The following is a 12,399-nucleotide window of genomic DNA, read 5'->3' as shown; positions in this document are numbered from 1 at the left end:
TATATAATAGCTAGATTTTATTATCTAGTATTGGATAATCTACCAATTAAATCTAGAACTAATGATTTATCACTCTCTGACAGAATAGCGAAATGCAATAAGAGTTTTTCCTCATCAGTGTTCTGAAGGCTAACCACAGCATTCCGTAATGAAGCTAATTCGCTATAATCAGGTTCAGGTGAGTTTGAATCCTCTATGTAATTTTTTTCGATAATTGGGATACTCTCTTCACCAACTACCTCAATTATTCTTTCTAAAAATTTATTATCAAGAATTCCATTTTCATTATCAATCTCAACTTCGAATTTATTCTTATAATTACTAAATCCAAGGAGGTAAGGAACAGATACTTCAAAATACTTTGCGAGTTGTTCAGCTTTTGTAGACTTTATATCTGTGAGACCTTTTTCCCATCTAAGTATAGTCTTTTCAGAAACATTAAAGATTTTAGCAAGTTCATTTTGTGATAAACCTATGCTTTGTCTCAATTTTTTAAGATTATTCATCAAATCACCTCTCTATTTGGTACATATTATACCATAAAATGTCTTTTACGGACAAAAAAAGTCCATTTATGTTCAAAAAAATCTTGACAATGGACAAAAAACGTACTATACTTTTCTCGTGTTCGGACATAAAATGTCTGGATTCAAAGAGAGGAGGTGAAGCTATATGCTAATTTCTGAAAATATGGCAGTTACTGTACGCAAAAAAAGAGCAGTTGAATGTTTGACGAAAACACAGCTTGCAAGTGTACTAAATGTTGACCGTAGAACTCTTGCTAAAATTGAGCAAGGTAACTATGATACGTCAAAACGGATTTATCATTCTGTTATGGAATGGTTAGTAGATTAAGAGGAGGAGTTTTACATTGTATTTTAAAGAAGAGAGAGAAACAGTTATATTATTTTCTGAACAAGAGAATTCTTGGAGCATTCAAACTAATGTTAGAAAGCATATCAACAAGTTTCTTAAAAAAGAGGATTATTTTGAGTGGATTGAAAAGGAGGAGGAGGATGGCAAGGTAATCTCTATTGTTGCAAAGCTTTCTGATTTGGAGAGATTTGCATTTAACCCCTCTATAAAAGTTAGAAAACGGTTATCTAGTAAAGAAAAAAGTGATTTAGTTAATCGTTTAAAATCGAATAATTAATAAAAGTTACTCTAGAAATAGGTGAAATTTAGGATTATATAGTTAATATCCTAATTACCTTATAGAAAGAGGGTTGTCAATCTATATCGTTCAGAAAATTGGACAAAAAAAGTCATTACTTATTCAGTGAGACATAAGTAATGACAGCTCTAGAATTAGATTATAGCAAATAACGTATTATAACAACAGCAGGCAAGCTATTATAAGATAAAAATATAAGGAGGTAGTATGTTTACTTTAAGTAGAGAAAGCGAAATAGAAATCAAAGTAACTATACTTGAGTTGGTTTCTACATTTTTAGATAACTATGAAACTCACAAAAGTACATTGGGATTAATGTCACCTAAACAAGTACAAGAAGAGTTGCAAATAGGACGTAAAACTTTAACAGAATGGGAAAAAGCAGGTTTAAAAAGATACAAGCCACCTATAGTTGATAGTCGAAAGATTTACTACAAAAAAACTGATATTTTACAATTTTTGGGAGGGTATTATGGGAAATAGGAGAATGATGAGCAAAACAATCACAGCTTCACAACGTTTTTTAACTTTACCAATAGAAGCACAGGTTTTGTACTTCCATATGTTACAACATACTGATGATGATGGTATCACAGAGGCCTTCCCTCATCTCAGACTTTTGAGCTTGGGGGAGGATATCTTAGATTTACTTGAGAAGTCTCGCTTTATTAGGAAATTAAATAATGAACTGGTTTATTATGTGGTTGATTTCAGAGAGCAGAATAGTATTGATGGTAGAAGGTATCATCCAAGTATCTATCATAACCTCCTTGCAGAAACTGAGTGTTCAAGTTCTAACACTAACTCTGAAAAGTCATGTAACTTGCATAGCAATGACGTGGCTAATATAAATAAAGATAATAAAATTCAAAATAAGAGTAAGAAAAAGCAAGATGATACAAGTGAAACTAGTTTTAAGATAAAATTTAGTAATGCTAAATGAGTTTTCAAAACTAAAAACAATATATTTTATCTGTACCTTTATGTAGCTCTCATGTCTAAGCAGTAGAATTTATGAAAATAATAAACTACAGGTTGTGCAATGGTTCAAAATATAAACAGCTCTACTTATTTGATAGGTAGGGTTGTTATTTCATTATTGAATACTTCTAAAAAATTTTGCTTTGAGATGATTTGATACAGCTACAAGGAATTGTAGTTCTCTAACTATACCATGCATTTAATAGATAGTATTACATCTACGATAAATTTTCTTATGATAGTTTCTGTTCAAGTTATAATTATCATAAACAAATATAGATTGCTTTATTCATCTTACTTTTATCCTTTAGTTAATTATAATATCAGTGGAGTTAGAATAGGAACTTTTTTACATAATATTCTATTTATAGAACTTTTGTGCTATAATATTTCTGTCATATAAATCGAATTATTAGACAATACAAGATTATGATATTGTTGAGAACTTTTATATTTTGATAGAATAGCATAATATGGCTTATATAAAAGGTTTTTAGTGTATGGTTGTATAAATTAATTTTGGAGGAATTTTAATTTGGCTTTAATTGATGTTGTAAAATACAATGGTGGTCCAAATGTATTTGCTTGGAAATTTCCAAGTGATGAGCTTAGTACCTTTACACAACTGATTGTGAATGAGTCTCAAGAAGCTATCTTAGTGAAAGATGGACAATTTGCAGACATTTTTAAAGCAGGAAGGTATAGACTGACAACAGCAAACATTCCAATTCTTAATAATATTATCAATCTTCCTTTTGGTGGAGAGTCACCATTTAAGGCAGAGGTTTGGTATGTTAATAAGGCTTATAGCCTAGATATTAAGTGGGGTACTCCTTCACCTATTCAACTACAAGACCCTAAATTTGGTATCTTTGCTCCAGTCAGAGCTAATGGTATTTTTGGTATTAGAATCACAGATTCAGAAAAGTTTTTAAGAAAATTTGTTGGAACGTTGTCGGTATTCAATGCTACGAATGTTACTAATTTTTTTAGAGGAGTTTATGTTACTAAAGTAAAGGATACTATTGCCTCATATCTTGTAAAGAAAAATGTTGGTATTTTGGAAATAAATGCTCATTTGAATGATTTGTCAAACTTCCTAAAGGCTGACCTTCATCCTTTCTTGGAGGACTACGGTATTAGTTTAATCAGTTTCTATATTAATGATATCAGTGTTCCAGAGATTGATGAAGGAGTTAAGCAATTAAAATCAGCGCTTTCAAAACGTGCCGAGATGAATCTTTTAGGATATGATTATCATCAAGAACGCTCATTTGATACATTGGAGGGTGCTGCTAAAAACACAGGTTCAGATGCAAGTTCTATTATGGGTGCAGGCTTAGGAATGGCAATGGGTGTAGGTCTTGGTGGAAATATGGTAAATAACTTTGCAAGCCTTTCTCAAACTCTCAATTCTCAGGTAGATAATCAAACGACTAAGAATTGTATTAGATGTCATACACCTTTACAAATTGAAGCTAAATTTTGCCTAGAATGTGGGCAAAAACAAGATTTATCATGTCCTCAATGTCAGCAAAAAGTTGAACTGGGAATGAAATTCTGTTCAAACTGTGGACAAAATCTACAAGGAGGATAAAAATGCTAGATGATTTGAAAAATAAAGTAACAGAAGTAACAGGTAATATGAAAGACTTGGGGCAGTCTCTTGGATTTAATCTTTTTTCTAAAGAAAAGGCAGATATGCTCTTAAAAGTTCAAAAAAAATATGAATCGAGAAATCTAAAAGGCATATTCGCAATTATTGGTGGTTTGATTATATTTTGGGGACTAAGTGTTTTAGCTATAGCATTTAATTGGATTACTATTCTTATAAGTATAGTATTTACTGTAGTTGGATTGGTATTGATAATTATTGAACTTACAAGAATGCCAATGTATAAACGTTTACCGAATTATTTTGCTTGTATTGCTGATAGTAAAAATGGTTCATTGGATGCTATTTCGGCATCACTTGGTTATCCATATGAGACTGTAGTTTCAGATATTGAATTTCTTATTAACCGAGGAATTTTGGAGAAGACATACATCAATCACTCTAGACGTCTAATTACTTCACCATTAATTGGAGAAGTAATTTTACAAGATGCAAGGCGCGTGCTCTGTCCTAACTGTGGTGCTACTAATGAGATTATTGGTCAAACAAAAGAATGTGATTTTTGTGGAACGGTATTGCAGTGAAACAATAGTTGTTATATCTCTTTTTTATGAATCATAACTATATATCTGAAAATTTTGTAGCTACCGTTATAACAACTTTGCAAATGAATTTTGGTAATCCTATCAATATCTAAAGAAAACAGTACCTTTACTAGTGTACTGTTTTTTACATGCTAATTTATGAAAGATTAGAGAGTTTGAGGATAATAGAAAAGATAAATAGGATGAGAAACAAAAAGTTACAAGCTATAGAAAATAAAACAAATCATGTTTTTTAGATTATATTTTGGTGGATTGCTGTGATATAATTAGCTTTATAGATAAAAGACGAGGACAAGTAATTGAAAAAAATTTCAATTTTTATAGATGATTCAGGAGTATTTCACTCCAACCATAATTATTTTGTTTATGCAGGTTTTTGTTTTATTTCTGATGAAGATAAGATATCTGCTAAAAAACGCTATCGTTCCCTTAATACTAAAATAAAACAGTCTAAAGGTATTGAGGGGGAACTAAAAGCTTCAAAAATTGAGAGGAAGCATAAAGATGCTCTTTTTAAGGTTCTCAAAGGTGAAATTAGCTTTTCTGTGACAGTGGAATTATCAAGTATTCAATCAAGTATAATGATGGATAAAAAATCACGTCAGCGCTTTAAGGACTATGCTCTCAAAAGAGTAGTAAAAAACTTATTTAAAAAATTAATAGAGCAAGAAATAATTAGTAAGAATGATGATATTGAACTGTTTGTGAACATTGACCAGCAAGGTTTTGCTACTAATGGTTTATACGGACTGGGAGATGGTATCTTAGAAGAATTGAAGTATGGTATCACTAATTTCAATTATGGAACATATTACCCTCCAATTTTAGAGGGAAAATTTATGGTTCATACTAAATCATGTGTATCTGAAAATGATTACTTAATACAGGCTGCAGATATCTTAGCTAATAGAATATGGAACTCTTATGAGAAACAGAAGAGTAAACTAAGGCGGATACCTAATCATATTTTTTTATATTTACCGTAGTTTTTGCTTGAAAAAGTAATAGGTATTGCGTATAATACAATTACAGGTATATGTACACTGTTCAAACATCTGAACTGTGATTAAAGCAATTAAGCGTATGTTAAGTACGTCGCACTCAGATGGGAAAGCACCGTGAGGTGCTTTTTTTGTTAATGAATTATTTAGGAACTTAACAATAAAAACATTGTAGCTGTAATGAAAAAGTTGATTCAATATATATTACTGGAATCCATAATTATAGGGTAAAATATCTACAAAAAAGCACCTAGAAAGGTACTGATTTCTTGCCTGCTAAACTCATTGAAATATGTCCAAATTTGTTCCCCTTTTTGTGGAACAACTAAGGAGCTTTAATGATTGTTAGGGTACTTATATTTGACATAAAAGCTTATGTAATAAGGATTAAGGACACCAAAGATGAATATAAGTAATCGTTTTTAAGTAATACAACAAAATGCTTTAATTTTAAAATTCATTTTGCAAAAAGCCCGTTGTTATGGGCTTTTTTGTTTATCTTAAATCATTGATTTTTGAGTTTGTTCAGTTATTTGTTTAGTTACAAGTTTGTTTTCTAATAAAAAAAGTCCCTAGTCTAATACAAGTGACTAGGGGGCGTAATATGATAATAGATGATTTTGAGGTATAAATTATTTATTATCCAATCCGCCTTCAAAATCTGCTGAAACATTTGAAACGTAGTTGGTGAAATAGGCTTCAAAATCTTTTTTTAGTTGGTCGTACTCCTCTTCGGAGTAATCTTTATCCTCTATATAAGCCTGAAATCTAGGAATTCCCAGATCTTTTTGGAGACGTTGGATTACTTCTGTCTTTGTCATAAGAACCTCTCTTTCATTCTTTATTTTACCATATTTCAAATTGTATGAAGCATGCATGTTGTTTTAAAGGTTCACTTTTGATATACTGTCAAAGTTATTTAAGAAGGAGGCTACTATGTCTATTATTACACTAATTTTAGCTGGGATTGTTGCTTTGGAGCATCTCTATATCATGTATTTGGAAACTTTTGCGACACATTCAGACACGACTAGTCGTGTTTTCAATATGAGCAAAGAAGAACTTCAACGTGATTCTATTACAAACTTATTTAAAAATCAAGGGATTTACAATGGTTTGATTGCTATATTCCTCTTATATGGGATTTTTACAAATAGTCAGTTACTTGTAACTGTTTTTGTACTCAATGTTTTCTTTGCTGCTATTTATGGTGCTATAACTGCCAATAAGAAAATTATTTTAACGCAAGGCGGACCCGCAATTTTGACCTTGCTTTCACTTATCATTTCCTTATTTTAAGGATTTTATTGTAAAAGAAAAAAGCTGCTTTAACTATTGAAATGGTTTGCAGCTTTTTTATGCTTTTGAAGTGATTTTATTGTGGAATAAATCGTAGAAGAAAGTCTGTCATTTCTTGAGGTGATTCTTTTTTACCTTTATTTATCCAGGCTTGACAAGCACCAAAAATAGCATGTGCAAAATAAATACTGGCATAGTCTTTCTCGAATCCTTTAAGAGCTCTTTCTTCAGCAGTGGGATCAATGAAGTCCTCAGCTATCATACGCTGAAGTTTATGTATCAGAAAATCTTGAATTTCTTTTGATCCATTGGTAGACAATAGAGCTGATAGGAGCTTTTCACGAGTGAGAAATTCAAAGATTTCGAGAAAGGCTCCCTCTTTCTTTCCTTCATATTTATCGAAGATATACTCTAGCTTGTGGAAAAGCTCTTTCTGATAACTATCAATCATTTCATACTTATCTTTGTAGTGGGTATAAAAACTCGAACGGCTAATCCCAGCTGTTTGAACCAGACGAATGGTAGTAATATCATTGAAATCTTGGTCTTCAAGACATATTACTAAAGCATCTAAAAGAGCTTTTTTTGTTTGCGCGCGTCTTTGATCTTTTGACATACAAATCTCCTTTTATACACTTTTAGACTATGTGTCCAAAAATCGATTGTTTAACATTGATTTTCAGGTAAATGAGTTTATAATTGATTATATCATAAAAATAAACACAATGTCTAAAAAGGAGAAATATGTTAGCAGAATTAAAGGCTCTTCTTAAAAGTCCAAAGCTCTGGATAACAATTATTGGTGTCTCATTGATACCTGCTTTATATAATCTAATCTTTTTGTCTTCTATGTGGAATCCTTATGGTAATGTCAAACACTTACCAGTGGCAGTAGTGAACAAAGATAAGAGTGCTAGTTTCCAGAATAAGATTCTGAATATTGGTCATGATATGGTAGACAATATGTCTAAAAACAAAAATCTAGACTATCACTTTGTGACTGAAAATGAAGCCCAAAAAGGAATTGAGGATGGTGATTACTATATGGTAATCACTTTTCCAGAAAACCTCTCAAGTAATGCAGCAAGTCTTTTGACAAATGATCCTAAGAAACTGGAAATTTCTTATCAAACAACAGCAGGACATAGCTTCGTTTCTTCAAAAATGAGCGATTCTGCCATGTCTAAGTTGAAGGATACTGTTTCTAAAAATATTACATCAACTTATGTTGGAGCTGTCTTTAGGAGTATGTCTCAACTTCAGGGTGGTATGGGAACTGCAGCGAATGGGGCTAGGCAATTATATGCAGGTGCAGGCGCACTTCAGTCAGGGAGTCAGACCTTATCAAATGGCTTAGGAACTCTTGCTGGATCTACACAAACATTGGCTACAGGTGTTGATACCTTGAGTTCAGGCGCGTCTGCCTATACTTCAGGTGTGTCAACTTTGTCAGGCGCTTTGTCACAGTTAAATGCGAACTCTGAGGCTGTTAATTCTGCTGCAGGTCAATTTGTATCAGGAGCAGAGGCCATGAATACCTTAGTTACAGGTGCAGATTCGTTGTCAACAGCGCTCAGTCAAATGGCTACAGCAACAAGTTTATCTGAAGAACAGCAAGCACAGTTGTCAACCCTATCAACTAATTTAACTGATTTAAATACAGCAATTCAAAATCTTAATACAGCGATAAGTAACACATCATTACCAAGTGGAACATCAACAACATCAGTAGATACAAGTTCAATAGCGACTTATCTTTCAAATATTTCTTCTGCAGCTAGCTCTATAGCTACAGCTAGTGCAACTGATAAAGCAAATGATTTGGCTGCGGTACAAGGAACAGCTGCTTATCAAAGCTTGACCGCAGATCAACAAGCAGAGATTACATCGGCAATTAGTAATGCAGGCTCTACAGCTAGTAGTTATGCTTCAACTATTGCATCTGATGTGTCAAGTATGTCAACTGCTTTATCTAGCTTGACAGGTACGACAACAACTAGTAGCGGAGATTCAAGTAGTTTGGCTTCTCTACAAACGTCTATTTCAGGCATTGCAAGTTCGGCGAATGCTCTTCTCCCTGTAGCTTCATCAACGGTATCATCAATGCAAGCTAATATTGCTAATGTCAATTCAGTACTTGTCAATCAATTATCACCAGGAGCAACTCAAGTGGCTTCAGGTGTATCAACCGCTCAAAATACTCTAGCAACAGGTGCAAGTGCACTTTCAACTGGTTTGTCAACTTATACTGGTGCAGTGTCAACGATTGCCAGTGGTGCTCAAACTCTAGATGCTAACAGTAGTAGTTTAATGACTGGTTTTGCTACTCTTCAGAGTGGTACAAGTGCTCTCAATACAGGAGCTCAACAATTAGCAACTGGAGGAAATACCTTAACAAATGGGTTGACAAGTTTGTCAACTAACCTTTCCACATTGTCTGATTCATTAAATAAGGCTAATCAGCAACTATCTCTTGTTTCTGTAAACTCAGACAATGCAAAAATGGTTAGTGCTCCGCTTAAAGAGAAGAAAACTGATAAGGATAAGGTTGACACTAATGGTGTGGGGATGGCTCCATATATGATTTCTGTTTCTCTTATGGTTGTCGCTCTTTCAACTAATGTTATCTTTGCTAAGAGCTTGACAGGAAGGAACTTTACGAGCCGCTTTGATTGGGCTAAGAATAAGTTCTTTATCAATGGTATCATTACGACTTTGGCTGCAATTGCCCTTTATATTGCCATTCGATTTGTGGGAGTTGAACCAAATCATCCATTAGCTACATTTGGTATGATTCTCCTTGCAGCATGGACTTTAATGGCGCTTGTTACAGCCCTTGTGGGTTGGGATGATAGATATGGTGCATTTGCTTCCATGATTATGCTCCTTTTGCAGCTAGGTTCTAGTGCAGGGACTTATCCAATTGAACTTAGTCCTAAGTTCTTTAAGGTCGTCCAACCATTCTTACCAATGTCCTACTCGGTATCAGGTCTTCGTCAAACTATTTCAATGACAGGACAGATCTCAGATCAAGTACGTATGTTATTCATTTTCTTACTTATTTTTGTAGTTGTAGGTATTATTATTTATAGACCAAAGTCTGAAAATGAATAAACTAAAGGCCAGCTCTAATGTGAGCTGGCTTTTTATGTTATTCAACAGTTATATCACCGAGGTCTGAGGTAATGGTTAGTGTGTTATCCTTTGAAATCTTAAGGTTATTTGTGATGTCCACCTCTCCTGAATGACTATCGGCTTGAACATTGAGCGTGTAATCTTTAAGAGCTATTTCAATATTACCGGATGTAACATCAAGTTTATTGTGACTATTGAAAATCAGGTTATCTCCAGAGTAATCTCCCATTGCAATAGATAAATCTGAGTTAGTAAAAAGTGTATGATAACTATCAACACTACCAACATCAAGATTAGCTTTTAGGTTGCTGACAATCATTTTAGTAAAAGTTAGGTCCCCGACATTTAGATTGATGTCTGCTTGTTTGATAGTGCTATTACTTAAATCTAGATTTCCAGTTGCTAAATCAACCTTTAAAAAATCAATCGTTTGTTTTTTAGGGAGTGTAATGACAATGGTTTTATTTCTGACTTCCTCGTTGAGAATAGAAAGCCTTACTAAATCTTTTAATCCGAAAAAGTTAATATGTTTGTTAGAAGTTGAATCTAATTCAGAGTTGTTATCATTGATAGTCAATTGACCATCCTTTACAGATGTGTCAATTGGATTTTTTGTTTTTTGGTAGTAAGAAAGCGTTGCTTTGTCAACGTCACCATTTTTTATAAGCACATTGTAGCTACTACTTTTAATATCAATTTTATTGAAGTCCTTAACTTCTTTCTTGACATAATCTTGCTCACTTATAGTTTTATTTTGTAAATCTGTTAAGCCACCTTGGCTATAACCCCAAGCTACTAATCCTCCTCCTAAAAATAGAGAGATAAGAGACACTCCGAGGACAATCTTTTTCCAAGTTTTCATGATTTTCTTCCTTTCTTGATGAGCCATTTAATCAATAGGGTAATTAGCTTTACAATAAGTTTACAGATTTCAAATGAAATCAAAAGCAGTAAGAGTGCTCCTCCAAATATCAATAGACCTAGACCCACTCCAAACAGTGTTGAAGCTAGTGAAACATTTAAGAGAGAGAAGCTTGTAAAGAAAGTGTAAACACCACTAATGAGCAAGGCAAAAGTAAGAGCTAAGGCAGTCACTATGACTGCAAAAATGATCAAAAGAAGTGTCAATAGCATAGCTAGGAAGAATAGTAGAATTGGTAAGGCGACTGGACTGGCTAAAACAGCTAGAATCGCAATCCAGAGGATAGTTGTTTTATTACGTAAGCTACTCTTATCCTCAATAATCTTTTCGTCTAGAAGACGACTAATGACTTCATGTGCTGCTTCCTTAGGTGTACCCAATTCTGCAATAACCTGAGCTTCATTTTCAGGTCCGGCCTCTTCAAAATATTCCATGAAATATTCGAGGGCCTCTTCGTAGTCCTTTTGTGGTAATTTTCGTAGATATTTTGTTAATTTGGCTATATATTCAGTCCTTGTCATGTCTTAATCTCCCTTCTACAATACCATCCAGAGTTTCTTTATAGGTTAACCATTCTTCATTAAGAAATTGAAGTTGATTTTTTCCCTCTTGGGTAATACTGTAATATTTACGTTTACGCCCTTGATACGCTTGGCTATAGGTGGTCATATAGCCTGCTTTTTCAAGCTTTTTTAGAATAGGATAAAGTGTTGACTCCTTGATATTAGCCGCAAGCTTTATGGTTTGACTAATCTCATAGCCATAAGAGTCTTCTTGATTAATAATAGCTAATATTAAGAATTCTATTAGGATTGACGATGTTGGAAAATACATAGTTTGCTCCTTTACTTTTAGGATATGTATAAAAATTATATATAATTATTTTACACATTGAGTGTATCTCTTTTAGAAAGATATGTCAATATTTTATATATAAAAATTTTATATAATAGGGATAACTTCTTTTTTATGATAATATGAAGTCAAGGAGTTCTTATGACTATTAAAGATAAACTAGCTCATTACGAGCCGAAACCACTAGGGGAGAAAGGACGCTATGCAGTGCTCTTACCCTTGATATATGATGTAAAAACTGATAAGTATCAAATCCTTTACCAAGTACGAAGTGAGCATATTTCTCAACCAGGTGAGGTCTCTTTTCCAGGTGGGCGTGTCGAAGACGGTGAGACTTTTAAAGAAGCTGCTATACGAGAAACTTGTGAGGAACTAAACTTAATTCCTGATCAAATTGACATTTGGGGAGAGATTGATTATCTGATTCATCAGGGGAGAACCACCCATTGCTTTGTTGGAAAGATAAATATAGAAAATTGGGAGGATATTCATCCGAATGAAGAAGTGAAACGGTTGTTTACAGTTTATGTTGACACCTTGTTGACAGGGGATCCGATTTATTATAAAGTGACTTCTATCTTGAGTGATGCGAAAGATTTCCCATTTTTCCTGGTAAAAAACAGAGAAAAATACAATTTTGGGTATAGTGAACGTCATATTCCTTTTTACAGAAACTTGACAGAAAATATATGGGGAATGACAGCTATGTTTACGCATAGGTTTACAGACATTCTGAAAGATTTAGAGTAAAAATAAAAGATCAACATATTATTGTTGATCTTTCAGAATGAAGACAAACATCGTTTTTGATG

Annotated in this window: 16 protein-coding genes; 10 read left to right on the top strand and 6 right to left on the bottom strand. The window is 33.3% G+C overall.

The genetic code is table 11. The annotated features are described in order from the left end of the window. Nucleotides 1-20: 20 nt before the first annotated feature. Nucleotides 21-506: a helix-turn-helix transcriptional regulator gene (locus tag HMPREF2571_RS00560; RefSeq protein WP_003093519.1), complete on the bottom strand. Its 486-nt coding sequence runs from the start codon at nt 504-506 to the stop codon at nt 21-23. Between the two features lie 166 nt (nt 507-672). Between HMPREF2571_RS00560 and HMPREF2571_RS00555 the strand changes: the two genes are divergently transcribed. The 7 genes from HMPREF2571_RS00555 (at nt 673) to HMPREF2571_RS00525 (ending at nt 5,361) form a co-directional block, all read left to right on the top strand. Next, a complete protein-coding gene (locus HMPREF2571_RS00555) occupies nt 673-855 on the top strand; it encodes a hypothetical protein (protein ID WP_003094720.1) in 183 nt (60 codons plus the stop codon). Nucleotides 856-871: 16 nt separating this feature from the next. Then, the gene (locus tag HMPREF2571_RS00550; RefSeq protein WP_070846960.1) at nt 872-1,153 is read left to right on the top strand and encodes a hypothetical protein; all 282 of its coding nucleotides are present in this window, start codon (nt 872-874) and stop codon (nt 1,151-1,153) included. Nucleotides 1,154-1,381: 228 nt separating this feature from the next. Then, nucleotides 1,382-1,657: a transcriptional regulator gene (locus tag HMPREF2571_RS00545; RefSeq protein ID WP_070846958.1), complete on the top strand. Its 276-nt coding sequence runs from the start codon at nt 1,382-1,384 to the stop codon at nt 1,655-1,657. Beyond that, on the top strand, nt 1,647-2,117 hold the full coding sequence (locus HMPREF2571_RS00540; protein WP_176745581.1) for a hypothetical protein: 471 nt from the start codon (nt 1,647-1,649) through the stop codon (nt 2,115-2,117). The genes HMPREF2571_RS00545 and HMPREF2571_RS00540 overlap by 11 nt, the downstream gene beginning before the upstream one ends. A gap of 573 nt (nt 2,118-2,690) precedes the next feature. Next, nucleotides 2,691-3,752 carry an SPFH domain-containing protein gene (locus tag HMPREF2571_RS00535; RefSeq protein ID WP_070846954.1) on the top strand — a complete coding sequence of 354 codons (1,062 nt, stop codon included), beginning with the start codon at nt 2,691-2,693 and terminating at the stop codon, nt 3,750-3,752. Between the two features lie 2 nt (nt 3,753-3,754). Further along, nucleotides 3,755-4,354: a DUF2207 domain-containing protein gene (locus tag HMPREF2571_RS00530; RefSeq protein WP_070846952.1), complete on the top strand. Its 600-nt coding sequence runs from the start codon at nt 3,755-3,757 to the stop codon at nt 4,352-4,354. Nucleotides 4,355-4,674: 320 nt separating this feature from the next. Further along, nucleotides 4,675-5,361, top strand: a complete 687-nt coding sequence (locus HMPREF2571_RS00525) for a DUF3800 domain-containing protein (protein ID WP_070846950.1) — start codon at nt 4,675-4,677, stop codon at nt 5,359-5,361. A 647-nt stretch (nt 5,362-6,008) separates the two neighbouring features. Here the strand turns inward: HMPREF2571_RS00525 and HMPREF2571_RS00520 are convergent. Further along, nucleotides 6,009-6,197, bottom strand: a complete 189-nt coding sequence (locus HMPREF2571_RS00520) for a hypothetical protein (protein WP_002885644.1) — start codon at nt 6,195-6,197, stop codon at nt 6,009-6,011. A 115-nt stretch (nt 6,198-6,312) separates the two neighbouring features. On the opposite strand from HMPREF2571_RS00520, the gene HMPREF2571_RS00515 reads away from it, so the two are divergent. Beyond that, nucleotides 6,313-6,675, top strand: a complete 363-nt coding sequence (locus tag HMPREF2571_RS00515; protein WP_013991329.1) for a DUF1304 domain-containing protein — start codon at nt 6,313-6,315, stop codon at nt 6,673-6,675. A 76-nt stretch (nt 6,676-6,751) separates the two neighbouring features. Here HMPREF2571_RS00515 and HMPREF2571_RS00510 read toward each other — a convergent pair whose 3' ends face one another. Beyond that, entirely contained in the window at nt 6,752-7,291 is a 540-nt protein-coding gene (locus HMPREF2571_RS00510) for a TetR/AcrR family transcriptional regulator (RefSeq protein ID WP_002885702.1), read from the bottom strand. Between the two features lie 128 nt (nt 7,292-7,419). Between HMPREF2571_RS00510 and HMPREF2571_RS00505 the strand changes: the two genes are divergently transcribed. After that, on the top strand, nt 7,420-9,789 hold the full coding sequence (locus HMPREF2571_RS00505) for a YhgE/Pip domain-containing protein (RefSeq protein ID WP_070846949.1): 2,370 nt from the start codon (nt 7,420-7,422) through the stop codon (nt 9,787-9,789). A gap of 37 nt (nt 9,790-9,826) precedes the next feature. Here HMPREF2571_RS00505 and HMPREF2571_RS00500 read toward each other — a convergent pair whose 3' ends face one another. From HMPREF2571_RS00500 to HMPREF2571_RS00490, 3 genes are read right to left on the bottom strand one after another with little or no spacing between them, the layout of a single operon-like run. Next, complete coding sequence (locus HMPREF2571_RS00500) at nt 9,827-10,672, bottom strand: DUF4097 family beta strand repeat-containing protein (RefSeq protein WP_013991327.1); 846 nt, start codon at nt 10,670-10,672, stop codon at nt 9,827-9,829. After that, complete coding sequence (locus HMPREF2571_RS00495; RefSeq protein ID WP_013991326.1) at nt 10,669-11,253, bottom strand: DUF1700 domain-containing protein; 585 nt, start codon at nt 11,251-11,253, stop codon at nt 10,669-10,671. The genes HMPREF2571_RS00500 and HMPREF2571_RS00495 overlap by 4 nt, the downstream gene beginning before the upstream one ends. Further along, entirely contained in the window at nt 11,240-11,566 is a 327-nt protein-coding gene (locus tag HMPREF2571_RS00490; RefSeq protein ID WP_013991325.1) for a PadR family transcriptional regulator, read from the bottom strand. The genes HMPREF2571_RS00495 and HMPREF2571_RS00490 overlap by 14 nt, the downstream gene beginning before the upstream one ends. Nucleotides 11,567-11,728: 162 nt before the next feature. Between HMPREF2571_RS00490 and HMPREF2571_RS00485 the strand changes: the two genes are divergently transcribed. After that, a complete protein-coding gene (locus tag HMPREF2571_RS00485; protein WP_013991324.1) occupies nt 11,729-12,337 on the top strand; it encodes an NUDIX hydrolase in 609 nt (202 codons plus the stop codon). Nucleotides 12,338-12,399 lie beyond the last annotated feature (62 nt).

The organism is Streptococcus sp. HMSC068F04 (genome assembly GCF_001837455.1).
Taxonomy (GTDB): Bacteria; Bacillota; Bacilli; order Lactobacillales; family Streptococcaceae; genus Streptococcus; species Streptococcus salivarius_D.
Note: the sequence above shows the minus strand (reverse complement) of the source record. Positions and strands in the feature narration are given on the sequence as shown.

What these genes read in the sequence shown, in the direction of transcription:
- HMPREF2571_RS00545 (WP_070846958.1), top strand. Translation starts at nt 1,382, where the DNA reads ATGTTTACTTTAAGTAGAGAAAGCGAAATAGAAATCAAAGTAACTATA.
- HMPREF2571_RS00520 (WP_002885644.1), bottom strand. Translation starts at nt 6,197, where the DNA reads ATGACAAAGACAGAAGTAATCCAACGTCTCCAAAAAGATCTGGGAATT.
- HMPREF2571_RS00515 (WP_013991329.1), top strand. Translation starts at nt 6,313, where the DNA reads ATGTCTATTATTACACTAATTTTAGCTGGGATTGTTGCTTTGGAGCAT.
- HMPREF2571_RS00490 (WP_013991325.1), bottom strand. Translation starts at nt 11,566, where the DNA reads ATGTATTTTCCAACATCGTCAATCCTAATAGAATTCTTAATATTAGCT.
- HMPREF2571_RS00495 (WP_013991326.1), bottom strand. Translation starts at nt 11,253, where the DNA reads ATGACAAGGACTGAATATATAGCCAAATTAACAAAATATCTACGAAAA.
- HMPREF2571_RS00560 (WP_003093519.1), bottom strand. Translation starts at nt 506, where the DNA reads ATGAATAATCTTAAAAAATTGAGACAAAGCATAGGTTTATCACAAAAT.
- HMPREF2571_RS00555 (WP_003094720.1), top strand. Translation starts at nt 673, where the DNA reads ATGCTAATTTCTGAAAATATGGCAGTTACTGTACGCAAAAAAAGAGCA.
- HMPREF2571_RS00540 (WP_176745581.1), top strand. Translation starts at nt 1,647, where the DNA reads ATGGGAAATAGGAGAATGATGAGCAAAACAATCACAGCTTCACAACGT.
- HMPREF2571_RS00500 (WP_013991327.1), bottom strand. Translation starts at nt 10,672, where the DNA reads ATGAAAACTTGGAAAAAGATTGTCCTCGGAGTGTCTCTTATCTCTCTA.
- HMPREF2571_RS00510 (WP_002885702.1), bottom strand. Translation starts at nt 7,291, where the DNA reads ATGTCAAAAGATCAAAGACGCGCGCAAACAAAAAAAGCTCTTTTAGAT.
- HMPREF2571_RS00530 (WP_070846952.1), top strand. Translation starts at nt 3,755, where the DNA reads ATGCTAGATGATTTGAAAAATAAAGTAACAGAAGTAACAGGTAATATG.
- HMPREF2571_RS00505 (WP_070846949.1), top strand. Translation starts at nt 7,420, where the DNA reads ATGTTAGCAGAATTAAAGGCTCTTCTTAAAAGTCCAAAGCTCTGGATA.
- HMPREF2571_RS00485 (WP_013991324.1), top strand. Translation starts at nt 11,729, where the DNA reads ATGACTATTAAAGATAAACTAGCTCATTACGAGCCGAAACCACTAGGG.